17 protein-coding genes are annotated in these 21,905 nt (G+C 67.3%); 10 read left to right on the forward strand and 7 right to left on the reverse strand.

The window, feature by feature from the left end; genetic code table 11:
• Nucleotides 1-41: 41 nt before the first annotated feature.
• Nucleotides 42-1,223, reverse strand: coding sequence for an exonuclease SbcCD subunit D (locus EI73_RS01255; RefSeq protein WP_034383342.1), 1,182 nt, complete (start codon nucleotides 1,221-1,223; stop codon nucleotides 42-44).
• A 37-nt stretch (nucleotides 1,224-1,260) separates the two neighbouring features.
• A complete protein-coding gene (locus EI73_RS01260; protein WP_051935362.1) occupies nucleotides 1,261-1,956 on the reverse strand; it encodes an N-acetylmannosamine-6-phosphate 2-epimerase in 696 nt (231 codons plus the stop codon).
• A gap of 110 nt (nucleotides 1,957-2,066) precedes the next feature.
• Between EI73_RS01260 and EI73_RS01265 the strand changes: the two genes are divergently transcribed.
• Together EI73_RS01265 and EI73_RS01270 are read left to right on the forward strand one after the other, a co-directional pair.
• A complete protein-coding gene (locus EI73_RS01265) occupies nucleotides 2,067-4,190 on the forward strand; it encodes an ATP-dependent RecD-like DNA helicase (RefSeq protein ID WP_034383345.1) in 2,124 nt (707 codons plus the stop codon).
• 235 nt (nucleotides 4,191-4,425) lie between these two features.
• Nucleotides 4,426-6,087 carry a CTP synthase gene (locus tag EI73_RS01270; RefSeq protein WP_034383348.1) on the forward strand — a complete coding sequence of 554 codons (1,662 nt, stop codon included), beginning with the start codon at nucleotides 4,426-4,428 and terminating at the stop codon, nucleotides 6,085-6,087.
• A 29-nt stretch (nucleotides 6,088-6,116) separates the two neighbouring features.
• Here the strand turns inward: EI73_RS01270 and coaE are convergent, their stop codons facing one another.
• Nucleotides 6,117-6,770 (reverse strand): dephospho-CoA kinase, encoded by a 654-nt coding sequence (gene coaE, locus EI73_RS01275; RefSeq protein ID WP_034383351.1) that lies wholly within the window; start codon nucleotides 6,768-6,770, stop codon nucleotides 6,117-6,119.
• Between the two features lie 213 nt (nucleotides 6,771-6,983).
• Here coaE and EI73_RS01280 point away from each other — a divergent pair, with 213 nt between their 5' ends.
• Nucleotides 6,984-8,153 carry a tetratricopeptide repeat protein gene (locus EI73_RS01280; RefSeq protein ID WP_034383354.1) on the forward strand — a complete coding sequence of 390 codons (1,170 nt, stop codon included), beginning with the start codon at nucleotides 6,984-6,986 and terminating at the stop codon, nucleotides 8,151-8,153.
• Between the two features lie 184 nt (nucleotides 8,154-8,337).
• A complete protein-coding gene (sodA, locus tag EI73_RS01285) occupies nucleotides 8,338-8,976 on the forward strand; it encodes a superoxide dismutase [Mn] (protein WP_034383357.1) in 639 nt (212 codons plus the stop codon).
• Nucleotides 8,977-9,123: 147 nt separating this feature from the next.
• On the opposite strand, the gene EI73_RS01290 is transcribed toward sodA, so the two are convergent.
• The 4 genes from EI73_RS01290 to EI73_RS15825 form a co-directional block, all read right to left on the reverse strand.
• The gene (locus EI73_RS01290) at nucleotides 9,124-10,632 is read right to left on the reverse strand and encodes a tripartite tricarboxylate transporter permease (RefSeq protein WP_034383360.1); all 1,509 of its coding nucleotides are present in this window, start codon (nucleotides 10,630-10,632) and stop codon (nucleotides 9,124-9,126) included.
• On the reverse strand, nucleotides 10,633-11,142 hold the full coding sequence (locus EI73_RS01295) for a tripartite tricarboxylate transporter TctB family protein (protein ID WP_034383362.1): 510 nt from the start codon (nucleotides 11,140-11,142) through the stop codon (nucleotides 10,633-10,635).
• Nucleotides 11,143-11,240: 98 nt separating this feature from the next.
• Nucleotides 11,241-12,188: a tripartite tricarboxylate transporter substrate binding protein gene (locus EI73_RS01300; protein ID WP_034383365.1), complete on the reverse strand. Its 948-nt coding sequence runs from the start codon at nucleotides 12,186-12,188 to the stop codon at nucleotides 11,241-11,243.
• A 265-nt stretch (nucleotides 12,189-12,453) separates the two neighbouring features.
• Nucleotides 12,454-13,568 (reverse strand): IS3 family transposase gene (locus EI73_RS15825; RefSeq protein WP_156103433.1). Its coding sequence is split into 2 segments (ribosomal slippage): nucleotides 12,454-13,319 and nucleotides 13,319-13,568, totalling 1,116 coding nucleotides; the frame shifts between segments, so codons are not numbered across the junction.
• A 149-nt stretch (nucleotides 13,569-13,717) separates the two neighbouring features.
• Here EI73_RS15825 and EI73_RS01315 point away from each other — a divergent pair.
• From EI73_RS01315 to cydC, 6 genes are all read left to right on the forward strand, one after another.
• The gene (locus EI73_RS01315) at nucleotides 13,718-15,238 is read left to right on the forward strand and encodes a sensor histidine kinase (RefSeq protein ID WP_231557341.1); all 1,521 of its coding nucleotides are present in this window, start codon (nucleotides 13,718-13,720) and stop codon (nucleotides 15,236-15,238) included.
• Nucleotides 15,235-15,924 carry a response regulator gene (locus EI73_RS01320; RefSeq protein WP_034383372.1) on the forward strand — a complete coding sequence of 230 codons (690 nt, stop codon included), beginning with the start codon at nucleotides 15,235-15,237 and terminating at the stop codon, nucleotides 15,922-15,924. The genes EI73_RS01315 and EI73_RS01320 overlap by 4 nt, the downstream gene beginning before the upstream one ends.
• Nucleotides 15,925-16,081: 157 nt before the next feature.
• On the forward strand, nucleotides 16,082-17,512 hold the full coding sequence (locus EI73_RS01325; RefSeq protein ID WP_034383375.1) for a cytochrome ubiquinol oxidase subunit I: 1,431 nt from the start codon (nucleotides 16,082-16,084) through the stop codon (nucleotides 17,510-17,512).
• 1 nt (nucleotide 17,513) lies between these two features.
• Nucleotides 17,514-18,551 (forward strand): cytochrome d ubiquinol oxidase subunit II, encoded by a 1,038-nt coding sequence (gene cydB / locus EI73_RS01330; RefSeq protein WP_034383378.1) that lies wholly within the window; start codon nucleotides 17,514-17,516, stop codon nucleotides 18,549-18,551.
• A gap of 19 nt (nucleotides 18,552-18,570) precedes the next feature.
• Nucleotides 18,571-20,211, forward strand: a complete 1,641-nt coding sequence (cydD, locus tag EI73_RS01335; protein WP_034383381.1) for a thiol reductant ABC exporter subunit CydD — start codon at nucleotides 18,571-18,573, stop codon at nucleotides 20,209-20,211.
• Nucleotides 20,208-21,890: a thiol reductant ABC exporter subunit CydC gene (gene cydC / locus EI73_RS01340; protein WP_051935364.1), complete on the forward strand. Its 1,683-nt coding sequence runs from the start codon at nucleotides 20,208-20,210 to the stop codon at nucleotides 21,888-21,890. Before cydD ends, cydC begins: the two co-directional genes overlap by 4 nt.
• Nucleotides 21,891-21,905 lie beyond the last annotated feature (15 nt).

Raw genomic sequence — 21,905 nt, forward strand, 5'->3', positions numbered from 1 at the left:
CCTCCTTTCCGGCTGGGCCCTGCACGCCCAAGCGGCCCGCGTCACGCGACCACCTCGCCACCCCGCGCCGCCTCGTCCGCCTCATGAAAGGCGGCCCGCAGATCATCGGGGAGTTCCCCGCGGCGTTCACGGTGAAACTGCTCGTAGAGTTCGGAGAGGCTCAGGCCCGCGCGTTTCAGCTCAGGCGCGGCCAGGTCGTCCTGTACGGCGTCCAGTTCGACGGCCAGCGTATTGGGGACCTGGCGCAGCACCCGGTCCTTGAGGCCGGGGAGGGCGGTGCCCGCTGGGGCCTGCACCACCACTTTCACCAGACCGCTGAAGCCTGCGAGTTTGGCCAGCCCCTGTTCCACGTGGTCAAGCGTGACCCGCACCGTTCGCAGCTCGCGCCCGCTTGTGAGCGGAATCGGCATCACCCGAGCGGGGCGTCCGGCTTCCACCTCCACCAGGTTGACCTGCTTTTTCTCGCCGCCCTCCCCAAAATCGAGCTGGATCACCGAACCGGGGTAGTGGGCAAGGGGCGAGTCGGAATTCTGCTGCGGCTTGTGAATGTGCCCCAGCGCCACGTACTGCGCCGCGGCGGGCAGTTGTAGCGGCGAGAGGGTATAGGCGTTCATCAGGTCAAACTGCATGGTTTTCTCGGAGCCGCTGGGAACGGCCCCGTCCAGCGTCGCATGGAGCATCACCATGTTCACGCTGTCCCCCCGGAAGCCTTCGGCGAGCCTATGCAGAAAAAACCCCATTCCTTCACGGTATTTCTGTCGCCACGCTCCCACGTCGCCGCCCAGCACGTCGGCGGCCTTGATCAGGCGCCGCTCGGACAGGAAGGGCAGCGCCCCCACCGTCAGCCGCTCGCCGCCGCGCGTCTCCACGGTGCGGACCATGTCGCGGGGATGGGGGGTGGGCTGTGCGACCAGCTGCACGCCGACCCAGCCCAGCAGCCCCGCCAGGCTGTGCAGCCGAGCAGCCGAGTCGTGGTTGCCGGCAACCGCGATAGCCGGGATGTTCGCGTCGCGCAGGCGCAGGAAAAAGTCGAACACGGCGGCCTCGGCTTCTGCCGATGGGTTCGCGGTGTCGAAGAGGTCACCCGCAATCAGCACCACGTCCACCTTTTCGCTGCGGGCCAGCTCGGCGATCTCCACCAGAGCCTCATGAACCTCGGGCGTTCGGTCAAACCCCCTCAGATTCCGCCCGGCATGGAAATCTGCGGTGTGAAGTACGCGCATGGCGGAAAAAATAGCACGGGAGACGGCCCGTTCCTCTCTAGATGTGCAGCGCCTCGGCAAACCAGCGGGTCACCACCTCTGGACGGGTGATGGCGCTGCCCACCACCACCCAGGCGGCTCCCTGCCGGAGGGCCCGCGCCGCGTCCTCCGGCCGGTTGATCCGGCCTTCAGCGACAAAGGGGAGACCTGCCGCGTGGAGCTCGTCCATCAGTGTCCAGTCCGGCGTGCTGAGCTGGCGGCTGTAGGGCGTGTACCCGCTCAGGGTGGTGCTCACGAGGTCTGCTCCCGCAGCCAGCGCGGCCTCTGCCTCGGCCAGCGTGCTGATGTCGGCGAGCACCCGGGCCCCGGCGGCATGCACCGCCGCGATCAGCTCTGCCAGGGGTTCGGGGCGGGGCCGTAGGGTGGCATCCAGGGCCACGATCTCGCAGCCCAGCTCGGCCAGCCGCACGCCCTCGGCGGCGGTGGGCGTGATATAGACCGCGGTGTCTTCCCGGTTGGTCTTGGTCAGGCCGATGATGGGGAGCCTCGTCACCGCCCGCACCGCCTGAACGTCCTCGAAGCCCTGAATGCGCAGCCCGGCGGCGCCGCCCTGTTCGGCCGCCAGCGCCAGGCGGCTGATGATGTAGGAGTCACGCAGCGGGCTTTCCGGGTTCGCCTGGCAGGACACGACCAGGCGGCCACGCAGCCGCTTCAGCACCTCGGCGGCGGACCGCTCAGCCCTGTGCTCAGCCATGGAACCGTACCGCCTGAAGAACGTGCATGGCGCAAAAAATAGCATTTGCACACGGGGGCGCGTCCGGCGGGTCTCTCGCCCTGCGCTCCCGGTCCCGCTATCTTTTTTCCATGACCGCTGCACCTCCCAGCGAACCCTTCCGCGTCACGGGCGGCGTGAACCGGGTGCGTTTTCGCGCGGAGAGCGGCTTTACCGTGATGAGCGCTCGGCTGCGCAACGCGGAGGGCGAGGACCCGGACGCGACGGTGATCGGGGTGATGCCGCCCCTGGAAGCCGGGGACACCTTCAGTGCCGAAGTGTTGATGGAGGAGCACCGCGAGTACGGCTATCAGTACCGCGTGCTGAATATGGTGCTCGAGGCTCAGCCGACGGATCTCACCGAAGCGGGGGTGGCGGCCTACCTCGAAGCTCGGGTGGGCGGTGTGGGCAAGGTGCTTGCCGGGCGCATCGCCAAGACCTTTGGTCCGGCCACCTTCGACGTGCTGGAGCAGGAACCGGAAAAGCTCCTTCAGGTGCCCGGCGTCACCGCCTCGACCCTGCACAAGATGGTGTCGAGCTGGTCACAGCAGGGCCTGGAGCGCCGGTTGCTCGCGGGCTTGCAGGGCCTCGGCCTCTCCATCTCGCAGGCGCAGCGCGCCGTGAAGCACTTCGGGGAGGCCGCGCTCGAACGCCTCCAGGCGGACCTCTTCGCGCTGACCGAGGTGGAGGGGATCGGCTTTCTGACCGCCGACCGGCTGTGGCAGGCGCGGGGCGGCGCGCAGGACGACCCGCGCCGCCTGACCGCCGCCGCCGTGTACGCCCTTCAGCAGGCGGGCCAGCAGGGCGGGCATTCCTTCCTGTCGCGTGCCCGCGCTGAGCGCGGCGTGCTGCACTACACCCGCGTCTCGCCCGAACAGGCGAGGCTTGCGGTGGAGACGGCCACCGAACTGGGCCGCCTCGCGGACGATTCCACGCCCGAAGGCGAAAGCCGCATCTACCTGCCGCACGTCCTCAGGGCCGAGAAAAAGCTCGCGGGACTGATCCGCACCCTGCTCGCCACGCCGCCCGCCGGGGACGAGTGGCCTGCCGCTGAAGACCTGCCCGCCGGCGCGGTCGGGGGGCTCTCGGAGGAACAGGCCCAGGTGCTCCACCTGCTTGCAGAACATCGCCTCGTGGTCTTGACCGGTGGCCCCGGCACGGGCAAAAGCACGACCACGCGAGCCGTGGCGGACCTGGCCGAGAGGCTGGGGCTGGAGGTCGGCCTCTGCGCCCCGACTGGCAAAGCCGCCCGCCGCCTGGGCGAAGTGACCGGGCGCCCCGCCTCCACCATTCACCGCCTGCTGGGGTACGGCCCGGCGGGCTTTCGGCATAACCACCTCGAACCCGCGCCGTATGACCTCCTCATCGTGGATGAGGTCAGCATGACGGGGGACGCGCTGATGCTCTCGCTGCTCGCCGCTGTGCCGCCGGGGGCGCGGGTGCTCCTCGTGGGAGACACCGACCAGCTTCCTCCGGTGGAGGCGGGGTTGCCCCTCCTCGCGATCGCCCAGACGGCGCCCACCGTCCGCCTCAGCCGGGTGTACCGTCAGGCCGCCGAGAACCCCATCATCCGCGCGGCGCACGGCCTGTTGCACGGGCAGGCCCCGGCCTGGGGCGACCCGCGCCTTGACCTCACCGAGACGGAGCCCGACGTGGGTGCCCGCCGGGTGGCCCTGATGGTGCGCGAACTGGGCGGCCCCGGTCAGGTCCAGGTGCTCACGCCCATGCGCAAGGGACCGCTCGGCGTGGAGGCCCTCAACCGCCACCTCCAGTCCCTCTTTAACCCCGGTGAGGGCGGCATCCGCATCGCGGACGGCGAGGCGCGGCCCGGCGACGTGGTCGTGCAGACCAAGAATGACTACACGAACGAGGTCTTCAATGGCACTGTTGGCACCGTCCTCAAGGCCGAGGGCGGCCGCCTGACGGTGGAGTTTGACGGCAACATCGTCGAACTCTCTGGGGCGGAACTCTTCAACCTGCAACTCGGCTACGCGCTGACCGTTCACCGGGCACAGGGCAGCGAGTGGCCCACCGTCCTAGGCGTCTTGCACGAGGTGCACCTGCCGATGCTCTCACGCAACCTCGCCTATACCGCCCTGACCCGTGCCCGCGAGCGCTTCTTTGCGGTGGGCTCGGCCTCTGCGTGGGAGAAGGCGGCGGGACGGCAACGCGAGGCGCGGAATACGGCGCTGCTGGAGCGGATTCGGGGGCGGTAAAGGGCAAACTCGCCCCATGCCGGGAGGTCTTTTTCGCCCGGATGAACTTCACGGCGACCATCCCGGCACCAGGCCGGTGGACCGGCGCTGCAGGAGGTGTGGAGGTTGAACGGAGGGGGCACGGGCGCAGTCGAGTCACTCCTGGCCTTCCCGTGCTACCATACAGACCCGGAGGCCGAGCGCCCCGGCTTTTCTTTTTGGCCTCATGGAGGAGGTCAGGCGCTCGGGGTCAAGCATGAAATACATCTTCGTGACGGGCGGCGTGGTGAGCAGCCTCGGCAAGGGCGTGGCGAGTGCGTCCCTGGGGGCGCTCCTTCGTGCGCGCGGGTACAAGGTCACAGCGGTCAAGATCGATCCCTACATCAATATCGACGCGGGCACCATGCGGCCCTACGAACACGGCGAGGTCTTCGTGACGGCCTCGGGGGCGGAAACTGACCTCGACATCGGCAACTACGAACGCTTTCTCGACCTCGACATCCCGCCGGGCAGCAACATCACGACCGGACAGGTGTACCTGGAAGTGATTCGCCGTGAGCGGGCTGGGGATTACCTCTCGCAGACGGTGCAGGTCATCCCGCACGTCACCGACGAGATCAAACGCCGCATCCGCGTGGCGGGCGAGAACGCCGGGGCCGAGATCGTGCTGATCGAGGTGGGCGGCACCGTGGGCGACATCGAGTCGCTGCCCTTCCTCGAGGCGATTCGGCAGTTCCGCTTCGACGAGGGTGACGAGAACGTCCTCTACATCCACCTTACCCTGGTGCCGTATCTGGGGACCTCCAACGAGTTCAAGACCAAGCCCACCCAGCACTCGGTCGCGGAACTGCGCTCGGTGGGCATCAGCCCCGACATCGTGATGGTGCGCTCCAAGGAGAAGCTGCCGCCCGACATCACCCGCAAGATCGCCCTTTTTACCTCCGTGCGGGAAAACCGGGTCTTTTCCTCCTACGATGTGGGCCACGTCTACGAGCTGCCGCTCGCGCTGGAGGAACAGGGGCTGGGCAAGGCGGTAGAAGACCTGTTGGGGCTGGAGCGGACTCACCCCAACCTGGGCGTGTGGCAGAACGCGGTTCGCACCATCAAGCACCCCAGAAACGAGGTCACCATCGCCATCGCGGGCAAGTACACCGAGATGCCCGACGCCTACCTCAGCCTGCTCGAATCGCTCACCCATGCTGGGATTGCCAACGACGCCCGCGTCAGGGTCAAGTGGGTGAACGCCGAGGAACTGGCGGAGGGTGACCTGGAAACGCAACTGGGGGACGCCCACGGCATCCTGGTGCCGGGTGGCTTCGGCATCCGGGGCATCGAGGGCAAGATCAAGGCTGCCGAATACGCCCGGACGCGCGGCGTCCCCTACCTGGGCATCTGCCTGGGGATGCAGATCGCGGTGATCGAGTACGCGCGGCACGTGGCGGGCCTCGCGGGGGCCAACTCCGCCGAGTTCGATCCCTACGCGCCGCACAAGGTGATCGACCTGATGCCCGAACAGCTTGAGGTGGAGGGCCTGGGCGGCACCATGCGCCTGGGCGACTGGCCGATGGAGCTGCGCGCCGGAACGAAGATCGCGGGGCTGTACGGTGTTCCGGGGGGCGGCACCGTCAAGGAACGCCACCGCCACCGCTTCGAGGTGAACCCGGCCTATGTGGGGCCGCTTCAGGACGCCGGCCTGGTGATCAGCGGCGTGACGCCCGGGGTGCAGGGCCGCGGCGCGGGCCTGGTGGAGAGCATCGAGATTCCGGAACACCCCTTCTTTGTGGCGCTCCAGGCGCACCCCGAGTTCAAGAGCCGCCCCATGCGCCCCAGCCCGCCCTTTGTGGGGTTCGTGGCCGCAGCGCTGCAGAGCGGCCAGCTCCCGGCGTCCAGCCGCCCGCAGGAGAGAGCAGAAGCGTAAGCGGTCAGCGGCCCCAGCGGGCAAAAGCCTCAGCTCCGGCTGGGGCTTTCTTCGGGTGGGGCGCTCGTCGCTGGCGGCGCCATGCCCAGTGCGCCCAGCGCCGCGTCCACCTGCCGCTCCAGGTCCGCCAGGTCGCCGCTGTTGTCCAGCACGAAGGTGGCCCGTTTGCGTTTCTCCTCGGCGGGCATCTGCCGGGCGTCGCGCGCCCGCACCTCCTCAGCGGTGAGGCCGCTGCGGGCAGTCACGCGGGCAATCCGCAGGTCGAGGGGCGCATCCACCACGAGCACGGCGTCCATGGCCCCTTCCAGGCCGCCCTCCAGCAGCAGGGGCACGTCCTGCACGATCCAGCCTTCGCCCCGCGCGGCGGCGGCCTCTTCCAGGGCCAGCATCCTCTGCCGCACCCGTGGATGGGTAATCGCGTTCAGCACCGCGAGCCGTGCGGGGTCCGCAAAGGCGGCGGCGGCCAGAGCCGCGCGGTCGAGCACGCCGTCTCGCAAAACTCCAGGAAAGGCGGCCTCGATTTCGGCCAGCACGGCTGGGTCACGCGTGACCTCGCGGGCCACCTCATCGGCGTCAAGGACGGTGAGGCCGCGCGCGCGCAGCAGGCGGGCGACCGTGCTTTTGCCCGCGCCGATAGAGCCGGTCAGGCCCAGCCGGCGGGGATGGGGTGGGGGGAGCGACATGGCGATCAGTGTAGGTCGGCGCGGCGTGCGTCAGAGGCCCGTCAAACGGGCGGCTTAGGTTGTTCGCCGAGGTGCCCTCTCACAGGGACTTCACCCCGCTGCGGGGCAGGTTCTCTATGCTGGTTTTCCGCTGTTTTCTGAGGCTTCTTTTCTGACTGATCTCGGCTTGCACCCCTCGTGACGCGGTGTTAGCCTCACCTCGGAGGTTTCTGAGTGAAACGACGTTCCCTCGGCCTGCTCCTCGCGGCGGCCCTTCTCTCCGGCGCAGCTGCACAGACGCAGCCGGCGGCGCCCGCCACCGCCCAGCCGGCGTCCAAGGCGGCTCCTCCTGCGGCTCGCCCCACGCCGCCCGCCGCGAACTACGTGGTGCTGGGCAACTACTACTACACCCAGGGACAGTTTGACCTGGCCTACGTGGCCTTTCGCGCTGCGGCCGAGATGGAGCCGCGGAACGCAGACGCGCTGCTGGGGTTGGGCCGCTCGCAGATGCGGCTGCGGCTCTATGCGCCCGCCATCGAGACGCTGCGCCGCCTCGTCACGCAAGATCCGGGGAACGTCAGTGGGTACATCGCGCTGTCGCAGGCGTATCAGCAGCAGTTTATGGGCGCGAGCGACCGTTCGGCGGTGACCGGCAACCTCGCTGAGGCGCTGCGTGTTCTGGATGCGGCCGAGCGAACCGTACAGGATCAGGCGGGACCTGAACAGCGGGTCAACCTCAGCAAGGTCTGGAATGAGCGCGGGTACGTCTACAAGCTTCAGGGAGACCTGAACCGCGCCCTGGATGCCTTCCGGCAGGCCAGCGCCCTCAACCCTGATAACGCCGTTATTCTCTCCAACCTGGGCGAGATGCACTACGCGACCGGCAACCTGGTGGCCGCGCTGGATAGCCTGCAAAAGGCCGTGATCGCCGATCCCCGCGACCCCTACAGCCGCGCCTACTACGCCAAGCTGCTCGCCCTGAGCGGCAACACGACCGCCGCCAAGCCGGAGGCGGCGCAGGCAGCCCGCCTGGCCCCCACGAACGCCTACGCGGTGGGGCAGTACGGGGTGGTGAGTTACCTCAGCAAGGACCCCGCGACGGCCCGCGTGCAGCTTGCGCAGGCCGTGAAGCTCGATCCCCTGCGCTACCCCGAGTTCTACTACTACCTCGGCCGCCTCGACCTGGACGCCGGAGACCTCAAGGCAGCCCGCGAGAATCTCACGCGGGCGGCTGCCCTGGGCAGCACCATCCCGGAGTACGCCTACTACCTGGGCCTGAGTTACGAGCGTGGGGCGGGCGTCATCGCCCCCGACCGCATCAAGGCCCGCGAGAACTACGAGCGTGCCCTGAAACTCAACCCCAACTACGCGCTGGCCCGGGAGGCTTTGAACCGCGTCCGTTAAGCCTCTTCCCGCCCACGCGCCCCTTTTGCCGTCTGAAAGGGGCGTCTCTTTGGCGGTGACGGCTCTTCTGAATGTTCCCTTAAGCCTTTTTTGAGCTCTGCGGCTCATGCCCGCTCGATAAGATGAGAACCGTCGCCGTCCTCATCCGATGCGGGTGAGGCTCCGGCCCGAAAGGAGTCCTTGCATGGCTTACCAACTGCCCGATCTGCCCTACCCCGAAGACGCTCTCGAGCCGCACATCGACGCCCGCACGATGAACATCCACCGTACCAAGCACCACCAGACGTATGTGGACAACGCCAACAAAGCGCTTGAGGGCACCGCGTTTGCCGATCTGCCCGTTGAGGCGTTGATCCAGCGCCTTGACGAGGTGCCCGCGGACAAGAAGAACGTGCTGCGCAACAACGCGGGTGGTCACGCCAACCACAGCCTCTTCTGGACGATCATGACGCCCAATGGGCAGGGGCAGCCCAGCGGCGAGCTGGCTCAGGCGATCAATGATGCCTTTGGGTCCTTTGACGCCTTTAAGGAGAAGTTCGAGGATGCCGCCAAGGCGCGCTTCGGCTCTGGCTGGGCCTGGCTGGTCGTGCAGCCCGGCGGGAAGCTCGCCGTCGTCAGCACCGCCAACCAGGACAACCCCCTGATGGGTGAGGCGATCGCGGGCGCGAGCGGCACGCCCATCCTCGGTGTGGACGTGTGGGAGCACGCCTACTACCTCAACTACCAAAACCGCCGCCCCGACTACCTCAAGGCCTTTTGGAACGTCGTGAACTGGGATGAGGTCGCCCGCCGCTACCAGGAGGCGAAGTCGCAGGCCCAGTAAGCCGGGCAGCCATAGCCCCCCAGCCCGCATGGCGCTGGGGGGCTATGGCTGCGCCGGTTCAGGGCTCATGGCCCTTTTCTCGCCCTGTATCTGTACGACTTGCTCGGCTCACGTGGGCCCCGACCCACCTGAAACCTGAAGTCCGGATCAGAGTGCCGCCACCGCCTTGGCCTTCCGTGCCGCCCGCATTCGCAGCACGGGGGGCAGGATCAGCGCCAGCGCCACGATGAGCAGGATGCTCGCCGTGAGGGGCTGACGCACGAAGATGCCGAAGTCACCGTTGCTCTGCTGGAGGGCCGTGCGGAACTGGGATTCGGCCGTGGGACCCAGAATCGTGCCGATGATGGCGGGCGTGACCGGAAAGTCGAAGCGGCGCATCCCGTACCCGATCACCCCGAACAGGGCGAGGACGATCAGATCAAAGACGGAGTTATTCAGCGAGTACACGCCGACCGTCGAGAACACCAGAATGCCCGCGTACAGATAGGGGCGGGGAATGAGCAGGAGCCGTGCCCACACCGGCGCGAGCGGCAGATTCAGCGCGAGCAGCATGACATTGCCGATGTAGAGCGAGGCGATCAGGCCCCACACCAGGTCGGCGTTGCTCACGAAGAGAAGCGGGCCCGGTTGCAACCCGTACTGTTGAAAGGCAGCCAGGAGGATGGCCGCAGTCGCGCTTGTAGGGAGGCCCAGCGTGAGCAGCGGCACGAGCACGCCCGCCGCCGAAGCGTTGTTCGCGGCCTCGGGTCCGGCGACGCCCTCGATGGCGCCCTGGCCGAACTCCTCGGGGTGCTTCGAGAGCCGCTTTTCCAGGCTGTAACTCAGGAAGGTAGGAATCTCGGCACCGCCCGCGGGGAGCGCGCCGAAGGGAAAGCCCAGGGCCGTGCCGCGCAGCCAGGGTTTCCAGCTGCGGCGCCAGTCCTCACGGGTCATGTGGGCGTTTCCAGCCAGCTTGACCACGCTCGGCCCACCCTGCCGCAGGCGGCTGGCGACGTACAGCGTTTCCCCGATCGCGAAGAGGCCGATCACCACCGTCACAAACTCGATGCCGTCGAGCAGTTCTGGAAAGCCCAGCGTAAAGCGGGCCTGGCCACTTTGCGTGTCGGTGCCGATGAGTCCTACGGCCAGCCCCAGAAAGAGGCTGGTGAGGCCGCGCAGCGGGCTGCCTCCAAAGGTGGCGCTGACGGTGACAAAGGCGAGCAGGACCAGCGCAAACTTGGCTGAGGGCGGAATCTGCACCGCGATCTCCGCGATGGCGGGCGCGGCGAAGGTGAGCAGCACCGTACCGATGGTGCCCGCCACAAAAGACCCGATGGCGGCGGTGGCGAGCGCGGCGGCGGCGCGGCCCCGGCGGGCCATCTTGTTGCCCTCGAGCGCGGTGATGATCGAACTCGACTCGCCGGGCGTATTCAGCAGGATCGAGGTGGTGGAGCCGCCAAACATTCCGCCGTAGTAGATGCCCGCAAACATGATAAAGGCGCTGACCGGGGGCAGTTGGGCGGTGACCGGCAGCAGCAAGGCGACCGTGAGCGCGGGGCCGATCCCGGGCAGCACGCCGACCAGCGTCCCCAGCGTGACGCCGAGAAGGGCCCACAGCAGGTTGAGGGGCGTGAGGGCAGTTTCAAAGCCCGCGAAGAGGGAATGGAGGGCGTCCATCTACAGCACCCCCTTCAGCACGCCGGGAGGCAGGCTCAGGCCCAGGCCGTGCGTGAAGACGAGGTAGGTGACCAGCGACACGGCGAGCGCCACAAGCACCATTCTTCCCCAGCGGCGCTCACCAAACGCCAGCGCGACACTGAAGTACATGATGGCGGTGCCCAGCACGAAGCCCAGCGAGGGGAGCAGCACGGCACCCAGCAGGAACCCCCCCAGGATAATCCCAGCGGCACCCAGGTGAACGGGCGCGTCGGGATCGGTGTCCTCCTCGGCGGCGGGCTCGGCGCGCTCGCCGCGCAGGGCACCCACGACCAGCAAGGCGCCCAGGCTCAGCATGCCAATGCTCACGACCAGCGGAAAGACGCGCGGGCCGACCACCGCATTAATCCCGAAGGGAATCTGGAGGCTGCCCAGCAGCAGCAGCAGCCCGAGGAGCGTGACGCCCAGGGCGACGAGCAGGTCAGGCAGGCTGATGCCCGGCCGGGGGGCAGGTGAAGGAAGGTCAGGCATAGGAGAACTCCGGGAGAGGACGCCCTTGATCCTGGCGTCACAAACAGGGAAAAAGGAGGCGGGGCTGACCGAGGTGGTCAGGCCCCGCCCTGCCGCCGTTACTTGACGAGGCCGATATTCCTCAGGATTTTCCGGGCACGCTCCGTTTCCAATTTCAGGAAGACGTCAAACTTGCTGCCACTCATGTACAGGTCCGTCCACTTGCGGGTGGCAAGGGTGTCTTTCCATTCTTTGCTGGCGTGCATCCGGTCGAGCGCGGCAACAAGCGCGGCCTTTTCCGCGGCGCTGATCCCGGGGGGGGCCACGATGCCGCGCCAGTTGGCGAGTTCCACGTTCAGGCCCTGTTCTTTGAAGGTGGGCACCGGGATGCCGGGCTGCCGCTTGGGTGCGCTGATACCCAGGGCGCGCAGCTTGCCCGCTTTGATCTGCGCCTCGAACTCGCCGTAGCCAGCGATTCCGGCGGCGACCTGGTTGCCCAGCAGCGCCGCCAGCGTCTCCCCGCCGCCGCTAAAGGGCACGTAGTTCATCTTTTTGGGATCTACGCCCGCTGCCTCGGCGAGCAGACCCGCCAGCATGTGGTCCGTGCCGCCCGCGCTGCCCCCCGCGATGGCGACCCCACCGGGGTTGGCCTTCCAGGCCGCGGCGAGGTCCCTTACCGTCTTGTAGGGGCTCTGTGCGGGCACGACGAGCACCTCGTACTCGCCGGTCAGGCGGGCGATGGGGGTGACGCGGCTGAGATCGACCTTGCTGCCGTTGGTCTGGATCGCGCCCACCATCACCAGACCCATCGTCATCAGAAGGTTGCCGTCGCCCTTGGCGTTATAGAGCTGCGCGAGGCCGATGGTGCCGCCCGCTCCGGGCACGTTAAACACCTGCACCGGCCTGGCGATGTTCTCGTTCTGCAGCACGCTTTGGATGGCCCGGCTGGTCTGATCCCAGCCGCCGCCCGGGCTGGCAGGGGCCATGATGCGCAGATTACTCAGGCTCTGCGCGGCAGCAAGGGGCGTGAATGCGGCCAACAGGGCCAGGGACAGCACTCTTTTCATAGATCCTTTCATAGATCCTCCGGGGCGGCCGGGAGCCGCGCGTGAAGTGGGGTTGTCAGAGCCTCCTCACGCTACTCGCCCGCGTGGCGCGAAGCAAGTCTTTTCTCCGTGCTGCACGCACTTTTTGGTGAGCACTATGTACGATTTTGAACGGAATGCACGCAACCTGGGACAGCGGCATCCTGGTCTCTAGAATGGTGACACGCTCATGCTGCTGAGGGTGCCCCATTTATCGGTCCAGGCCTTTTGCAACAACTAGCGTACCTCAGCCCGCCTTTTGCAGGCGGGCGAACTCGTTCGGTGACTGGCCGTCCAGACTGCTATGCGGTCTGACTTGGTTGTAATCCTCGCGCCAGGCGGCAATGACCAGTCGTGCCTCGGGAAGGCTTTGAAACCAGTGGAGATTCAGGCACTCATCCCGCACCCTCCCATTGAAACTCTCGATGTAAGCGTTCTCCATGGGTTTCCCCGGTGTGATGAAGACGTGGGCGATGCCCAACTCATGGGTCCACTGATCCAAGGCCTTGCTGATGAATTCGGGGCCGTTGTCCGTGGTGATGCTCGTCGGGCAACCCCTCACGGCCACCACCTCGGTCAGGCGACGCACCACATCCGCCCCGGTGATCGAGGTCCCGATGTGCATGACTAGGTTCTCGCGAGTGAAGTCGTCCACGACGTTGAAGACGCGAAAACGCTGTCCGGAGGCGAGCTGGTCGGACATGAAGTCCATGCTCCATCGCTGATTGGGTGCAGAAACCTCAGGTTTCTGCACCCGCTGCCTTCCCGTCAGCTTCTTGCGCCCCTTTTGCCGGACTGCGAGTCCCTCTGCTCGGTACAGGCGGTATACGCGCTTGTGATTGACCTGTGTCCCTTCGCGCCTGAGCAGCGTATGGAGCCGCCGGTATCCGAAGCGGGGACGTTCTTGCGCCAGGACCCGCAGACGGTCAATCAGAACTCGTTCACCCTCCTTTTTAGGGCTGTTATGCCTCTGGGTCGAACGCCAGAAGCCCAGTACCTGGCAGGCCCGGCGCTCACTGACCTGGAATTCACGGCGCAGGAACCCCACCATCTGCTTCTTGACGGGTGTTTGCGCCTGGGGCGTGGCCTCAGGCGTCACCACTTTTTTCCCACCACCTCCTTGAGCATCTGATTGTCCAGTGCCAGGTCCGCGACTAGCTTCTTCAGGCGGCGGTTTTCCTCCTCCAGCAGACGAAACCTCTTGGTTTCGTCTTTGGTCATCCCCCCGTAGCGCGCCTTCCAGCGGTACAGGGTGGTGATGGCCAAACCATGCGTCCTGGCGACCTCACTGATCGCTCCCCCAGCCTCAACCTGGCCGAGGATGTCCAGAATCTGCTGCTCGGTGTACCGTTTCCCCTTCATATGACCCCCAGATTGCCACTGGATTTGCAATCGGACTGGACCGGGAAACGGGGGGCACGTCACTGCTCTCTTCTCGCTCCCCCTCCGGACGTGGCCGGCCGGGGCTGCAAAGCCGCCTGGTGCGCCTGCACCTGCTGGTCCTGTGTGCGATGACCGTGATGCTCGTGGCGGTTCAAACGGCCACGCTGTACGGTGAGGCGCGCGAGCGGCTGGGCGAGCGGGCGATCACCACCAGCCGCCTGGTTGCCCGGCTTCCCCTCGTCGTGCAGGCGGCGGCGGCAGGGAGGCAGAACCCGGCCCTCAACGCACAGGTGAATGCGCTGCGGCGCGAGGCGGAGGCTGACTTTATCGTCGTGGGAAACCGCCAGGGGATTCGGCTGGCCCATCCTGTGGCGGAGCGGCTGGGGCGACCGATGGAGGGGGGAGACAACGCGGGGCCGCTCGCGGGCCGTGAGGTGATCAGCGTGGCGCGTGGCAGTTTGGGCGTGAGCGTGCGCGGCAAGGTGCCCATCCGGCAGGGGAAGGAGGTGGTTGGCGTGGTGAGTACCGGCTACCTCATGCCGCAGGCGTGGCACCTTGTCGCGCAGGCGCTCTTGGGCCTGGCTCCCTGGTTTCTGCTCGCGCTGGCCCTCGGGACGGTCGGAGCGGTGTGGGCCGCGCGGCGGCTGCGAGCAGAAATCCTGAACCTGGAACCCGAACAGATCACCGCGCTTGTCGGTCAGCACCGCGCCGTGTTGGCGGCGCTGCGCGAAGGGGTGATCGCCGTGGATGCGGCAGGCTGGGTCACGCTTGCGAGTGACCGCGCTGCCGAGGCGCTGCCCGCCCGCCCCCTCCCGGCGCCGCTGGCCGCCCTGTGGCCCGAACTCGCCGCGCACCTTTTGGCCACCGGTCCCCTGCGCCAACAGAACGTAGAACTCACCCTGGGGGGCTCACCGGTGCTGGTCAACGTCGAGCCCCTGGCGGTGGCTCCGGGCGGGGCAGGCGGCTTCGTGGCCTCCTTTCGCGACCGGGCCGAGGCGCTGGCGCTGGCGGACGAGCTCACGCACGCGCGCGGCTTTGTGGACGTGTTGCGCGCGCAGACGCACGAGTACCAAAATCGGCTGCACGTCCTTTCGGGTCTGCTGCAGCTGGGCCGCCCGGAAGAAGCCCTGCGCGTTCTGAACGCTGAGATCGAGCAGGGCGCGCACTTCCGGCAACTCCTGCGTGACGTGCAGGTGCCCCGGCTGGTGGCGCTGCTTGCCGGAAAGCGTGAGCGGGCGCAGGAACTCGGCATCGACTTCCAGGTGGCTGAGGGAAGTAGTCTTTCGCCCGCCTGGGAACGGCATGCGGACACGCTGGTGACGGCGGTCGGCAACCTCACCGAGAACGCCTTTGAGGCGCTGGGGGGGCAGCCCGGTACCGTGACCGTCCTCATCGGAGAAGACCCGGATGGAGCACAGATCGAGGTGGAGGACAGCGGTCCCGGCGTCCCCCCCGAGGTGGCTGCCCGGCTCTTTACCCGCGGCGCGAGCAGCAAGGGTGAAGGGCGCGGCTACGGGCTGGCGGGAGTCTACGCGCGCGTCCTGGCCCTGGGCGGAGAGCTGCGCTACACCCGCCGGGAGGGCCGCACCGTCTTCCAGGTGAATCTGCCCCCGCCCGCCCTGGCCCCGGCCCCGCTGGAGCCCGTATGACCCGCGTTCGCGTGCTTCTTGTCGAGGATGACCTCCGGGTTGCCCGGGTGAACCGTGACCTGCTGGAACGAGACCCGGATGTCCATGTGGTGGGCAGCGCGGCCACGCTCGCCCAGGCCGACGCGCTGGTGCAGGCGCTCGCCCCCGACCTGATTCTGCTCGACGTGTACCTGCCCGATGGGAGCGGCCTGGGCCTGTTGCGTCACTGGCGGGCGCAGGGCCGCACCACCGACGTGGCCCTCATCACCGCCGCCGATGACGAGGCAAGCGTGAAGGCGGCGCTTGCACAGGGGGCCTTTGACTACCTCATCAAGCCCTTTACCGGCGCGCGACTGGCCGAGGTGGTCGCCCGGCACCGCGCCCGGCGCAGCGCGCGGGGTACGCTCGACCAGCTGCACCTTGACCGGCTGCTGGGGGTGAGTGGGGCGGCGTCTGAGCCCCTGCCGCGCGGCATTGATCCCCATACCCTAGAACGGGTGGCGCAGGTGCTGGAGGCAGCCGCACAGGCGCTGAGTGCCGAGGAGGTCGGGGACCGAGCGCACCTCTCGCGCGTGACGGCGTGGCGCTACCTCGAACACCTCGTGCGAACGGGGAGAGCGACCCTCGACCACCAGTACGGGCTGGCCGGGCGTCCGGCCAAGCTGTACCGGGCCCGGTCGGAGAAAGACCAGCCGACCGGCCCCTAGGGGAGCTTCCCTCCATCACAGAAAGCACTCTTACAATCCCTGCGCAGGGTGGCGGGTGAACATGCGGTACTCACCAAGGTGCCTTGCGCGCTACGGTGTGGATGCCCCCCGAGCTTCGCGTGCTTGTGCCAGCCGTGCCTGGACCCCTGAGGGAGACATGGAGTTAGACGTCGTCGGCCTGTCCCGTTTTCAGTTCGCGTCCACCAGCATCTTTCACTTCTTCTTCGTGTCCCTCACGGTCGGCCTGGCCTTTCTGATCGCCGTGATGGAGACCTTTGCGTATGCTCGGCGCGACCGTCTTCACGTCTACGGGAATATGACGAACTTCTTCGGACACCTGTTCCTGATTAACTTCGCCGTAGGTGTGGTGACTGGGATTGTCCAGGAATTCCAGTTCGGCATGAACTGGAGCGAATACTCCCGCTTCGTGGGCAACATTTTCGGCGTGCCGCTCGCGCTGGAGGTGCTGATGGCTTTTTTTCTGGAAAGCACCTTCATCGCGCTGTGGTGGTTCGGCAAGGATCGGCTGCGGCCCTGGGTGCGTTTGGGAAGCATCTGGCTGGTCGCCATCGGCACGCAGATCAGCGCCTTTTGGATCGTGCTCGCCAACGGCTGGATGCACCGCCCGGTGGGCTACGAGGTGGTGGGTGACCAGGCATTCCTGACCAATTTCCCGGCGGTCGTCTTCAACTACAAGGCGTGGCTGTACTTCCTGCATGTACAGGGTTCGGCCTGGACAGTGGCCGGTTTTTTCGTGTTGGGCATCAGCGCGTACCACCTGCTGCGCCGGCAGAACGTGGACGTGTTCTCGCGCTCGCTGCGAATTGGGCTGGTGTTCGCGGCCATCGGCACGGTCTTTTCCGCCACCAGTGGGCACCGGGCGGCACAGGTGGCCCGCTACGATCAGCCCATGAAGTTCGCGGCGATGGAGGCGCAGTGGGAAACCTCGGCGTCGCCCGCACCGTGGTCACTCATCGCCGATATCAACATGGCGGAGCGGCGCAACGACTTCTCGGTCGAGATTCCCTATCTGGGCTCGCTGCTCGCCTATAACAGCCTTCAGGGCCGCTACGAGGGTATGATTCCTCTCCAGAAACGCTACGAGGCCCTGTACGGCCCGGGCGACTACATCCCGCCGGTGCCCTGGGTGTACTGGAATTTCCGCATCATGGTGGCGATCGGCATGCTGCTGCTGCTGCTCGCCTTCCTGGGACTGTTCCTGTGGTGGCGCAAGCGGGCGGGCCTAAACGACACCCGCTGGTACCTGCGCGCCCTGCTGTTCACGATTCCCTTGCCGTGGATCGCCAACTTCAGCGGCTGGATTACTACCGAGATGGGCCGCCAGCCCTTTATGGTGTACGGCCTACTCACCGTCCAGGAGGGCGTTAGTGCAAACACTGTGGGTGAGGTGCTGGTGGGGCTGGTGGGGCTGTGGGTGGTGTACCTCGCCCTGATCGGCCTGGATATTTACCTGCTGACCGTCACGGCGCGGGCGGGGATTCACGAACACCCGGAAGCGCAGATCCTGGCCGCGCCCGCGCCTAACTACGCGGGGGAAGGTTTCCAGGGCTACGACCGGAGAGATTGACATGGACCTCGTCGCGCTGTGGTTCTGGCTGATCGCCCTGACCTTTACCCTGTACTTCTTCCTGGAGGGCTTTGACTTTGGGGTGGACATTCTGCGGCCCTTCCTGGCCCGCAGTGAGGCGGAGGAGCGAGCACTGGTGGGCACCATCGGTCCCTTCTGGGACGGAAACGAGGTGTGGGTGATCGCGGCGGCGGGCCTGATGTTCTCCACCTTCCCGGTGTGGTACGGGGCCCTTTTCAGCGGGCTCTACCCAGTGTTCGTGATCATCCTGCTTTCGCTGCTGTTGCGTGGCGTCTCCTTCGAGTACCGCAACCAGGTGGACCAGCAGCGCTGGCGGAACTTCTGGGACTGGATGTCCTTCCTGGGCAGCCTGATTCCGTCCTTTTTCTGGGGTCTGACCATGGCCAAACTGATCGAGGGTCTCCCGCTGAATGCGGACGAGCGGGTGCTGAGCGGCTTTGTGGACCTCTTCACGCCCTTCTCCGTGGTAGGGGGCTTCGCTACGCTGCTGCTGTTTATGTTGCACGGGGCGAACTTTCTGCTTTTGCGGCTGCACAAGGACACCCGGCTGTACGTGCGGGCACGCGCCGCTGCCCTTTTCTGGGGCGCGCTCGCTACGGCCGCCATCCTCACTTTTGTGGTGATGGGGTACGTCACCGAGGGACTCTTTACCACCTTCGGTGTGCTGCCGTGGGTGTTCCCCACCCTCGCAGCGCTTACCCTGGGCAGCATTTGGTTCGGCCTCACCACCCGGCGGGACGTGCTGGCCTTTCTGATGAGCAGCCTCACCATCGTGTTCTCCACCCTCACCGTCTTCATTGCGCTGTACACCCGGCAGATCGTCCTGCCGTCCACCCTCGATCCCACGTTCAGCCTAGGACTGCGCGACAGTGCCAGTCAGCCCTACACCCTGGTGCTGATGACCTGGGTGGGCGGTATCTTCCTGCCCCTCATCATCGGCTACCAGGTCTGGAATTACTACGTGTTCCGCGAGCGTGTTCGGCCTGACGAGGGTGGGCTGGACCGGGGCTACGACTGACCGTGGTGCGGGAGCAGGCGTGAAACCCCTGTGGCAGCTCCCCGGCGTGCGGGTGCTCGCCTTGGCCTGTGCCGGGCTGGCCCTCCTCGTGTTCGGGCTGGTGCTGGGGCAGTGGACGCTGGTGGCGCGGCTCGTAAACGCGATTTTCGAGGAGGGGCAGGCACCCACCACGCTCCTCCTGCCCTTCCTGGCGCTGACGGCCGCCTGGCTGGTGCGTTCGGCCCTGGTAGGTTTGCGCGACGTCTTGGCCGCTCGCGCCGCCGCCCGCGTGAAGCGCCAGGTGCGGATGCGGTTGCTGGCGCAGTTCCTAAACCTGGGCCCCCTCTACGTGGCGGGAGAACGTGCGGGAGAACTGGCAGAGACCGTGCTGGAGGGCACGGAGAAACTGGGCGGCTTCGTGGGTCGCTTCGTGCCGGGTGCGGTGTTCGCTGCCGTCTTGCCACCCCTGCTGGCAGGCACAGTGCTGCTGCTCGACCCTCTCAGCGGCCTGATCCTGGTCTTCACCGGGCCGCTGCTCGCCGTGCTGCTGTGGCTGGTTGGCTCCCGCGCAGACGCGGCGGCTCGTGCCCAGTGGCTCACGCTGGGGCGTCTCAGTGCGGGGTTCGTGGACACCCTGCGGGCTCTGCCCACCCTGGTCGTGTTCGGGCGTGTCCCCGAGCGGCTCGCGGCCCTGCGAGAAGCAGACGAGGCGTACCGCCAGCGCACCCTGGGCGTGCTGCGCACCGCCTTCCTGTCCGGCTTTGTGCTGGAGTTCGGCGCGACCCTGAGCACCGCGCTTGTCGCCGTCACGGTGGGTGTGCGGCTGTTCGAGGGGCACCTGCCGTTCGAGCGGGCCTTTCTGGTGCTGCTGCTGACCCCGGAGTTCTTCGCGCCGCTACGGGCCCTGGGGGCCGACCACCACGCCAGCCTGGAGGCGCGGGCCGCCGGGACACGGCTCTTTGCGGTGTTGGCGTGGGCAACACCGAGCTCAGGAACCCGGCCTGTTCCCCCTGGCCCCCTCTGCGTGGAATTTGGGGAGGTCACCCTGCGATACGGCGAGCGGACGGCCCTGACCAATGTGAGCTTCACCCTGCCGCCCGGCTCACGCACGCTGCTGGTGGGGGAAAGCGGCGCGGGCAAGACGAGCGTGGCCCGCCTGCTGCTGGGCTTCATTCAACCCACAGCGGGAGAGGTGCGGGTGAACGGCGTTCCCCTGCGCGACCTCGACCCGGAGGCGTGGCGGGCGCGTGTGGCGTACCTACCCGAACGCCCCTACCTGTTTCCCGGTATGGTGCGCGACAACATTCGCCTAGGGCAGCCCGGTGCCAGCGACGAGGCTGTGCTGGCGGCAGCGCGGAGCGTAGGTGCTCATGAATTCATTGCGCGCCTGGCTCACGGCTACGACACCGAGGTAGGAGCGGAAGGGGCCTGCCTAAGCGGCGGTGAACGCCTGCGCCTTGCCCTCGCCCGCGTGGCCCTGCGGAACACTGACCTGCTGATCCTCGACGAGCCCTCCTCGCAGCTCGACGAGCAGAGCGAGGCAGAGGTGAGGGCCGCCCTGGAACGGCTGGGCACGGGACGGACCGTGCTGATTATCTCGCACCGCCCGGCCCTGCACGGTGGGCACAGCCAGATTCTCCACCTCTCGGGCGGACGTCTCCAGATGGAGGAACAGGAATGAGCGCCCTGTGGCACCTGGTATGGCAGTCGCTGAGAGGGCAGCGGGTCCGATTGTTTGGCGCAGTCCTGCTGGGCGGCCTGACCGTACTTTCCTCGGTGGGACTCCTCGCTGTGTCGGGTGCGCTGATCTCCGGAGCAGCTCTACGGCCCGAGTCGCTGCTCGTGCTGTTGCCCCTGATCACTGCCGTGCGCCTGTTTGGTATCTCGCGGGCGGCCTTGCGGTACGCCGAGCGGCTGGTGTCCCACGACCTTACCTTCCGGCTCCTGGGACAGGTCCGCGCGCGGGTGCTTGCCCACCTTGCCCGTGTGGCCCCTGCCCGCTTGCTGGGACACCGTGGTGGTGACCTGCTCGCCCGTGTTCGCTCCGATGTGGACGAGTTGCAGGGCGTCTTCCTGCGGCTGCTGGCTCCGGCACTGGTGGCCGCGCTCGTGGCGCTTGTCACCCTGGCCCTGGTGTTTCAGGTGTCGCCCCCGCTCGCGCTCGTCCTTTTCGTCCTGTTCACCTTTGCGGGTGGCGTGCTGCCCGTCTTGACGGCCCGTAGAGCCCTCCACGCTGGACGGAAGCAGAACGCTGCCCGCGCCGAGCTGGGTGCAGCCACCCTGGAAACTCTGCATGGTCTGCCGGACCTGCTGGCCTGCGGTGCCCGTTCGGTGGTGGAACGGCACTTCACCGGGGTCCTTGCTGTCTTGGAGGGTGCTGAAATACGCGGCGCTCAGGTGACCGCGAGCGCGAGTGCGGGGCGCGAGGCACTGGGGGGCCTGGGCCTAATCGCGGCGTTGCTGCTCGTGGGGCAGGTGGTGGCCGATGGACGGGCTCCTGGCCCCCTGCTTGCCGCGAGTGCCCTGGGCGTGCTGGCCAGCTTCGAGGCCATCGGGAACTTGGGAAGTGCCTGGGCCGCGCATGGCAGCTTGAGTGCCGCCGCCCGGCGCGTGCAGGCCCTACACGACCTTCAACCGGCGGTGCAGGAGCCGCGCTTTCCTCGGAGACCACCTCCGGAGACGACACTGCGCTTCGAGGAGCTGACCTTCGGTTACCCCGGGGCAGAGGCCACTGTGCTGCGTGGTGTGGACCTCACCCTGCGCCCTGGCGAGCGGCTGGCCATCGTTGGTCCCTCGGGCAGCGGGAAAAGTACACTGCTGGGCCTTGCCCTGCGGTTCTGGGACCCCCTGGAGGGACGGGTCACGCTGGGGCGCGTGGATGTGCGGACGTTGAGCCTCGCGGACCTGCGGGCACACTTTTCCTGGGCTCCCCAACAAGCAGAGGTGCTGGACGGAACCCTGCGCGGCAACCTGCGGTTGGGTGACGCGCGCGTACGGGACAGCGAACTGTTTGCCCTGCTTGCGGACCTGGGCCTGGAGGGCCTGCTTGCGCGGCTGCCAAGTGGCTTGGATGGTTGGGTGGGCGAATACGGAGCACGGCTCTCGGCGGGGGAGCGGGCCCGCCTCTCGGTGGCCCGCGCCCTGCTGCGCCCCGCACCCCTCCTGCTGCTCGACGAGCCCAGCGCGCACCTCGACGAGCCCAATGCCCGGCGGCTTTTGCGTGCGGTGGCGGACCGCACGGTGGGCCGGTCGGTCCTGCTGGTCACACACCAGCCACACCTGTTGGACGAGACCTGGCCGGTGATTCCCCTCGGTCAGCCGGACGGCGCGGAGAGGCCTGGCCCACCTGCACCGGCGTAGGACGTCTTCTCCCGC

This window comes from Deinococcus sp. YIM 77859 (assembly GCF_000745175.1).
Lineage (GTDB): Bacteria > Deinococcota > Deinococci > Deinococcales > Deinococcaceae > Deinococcus.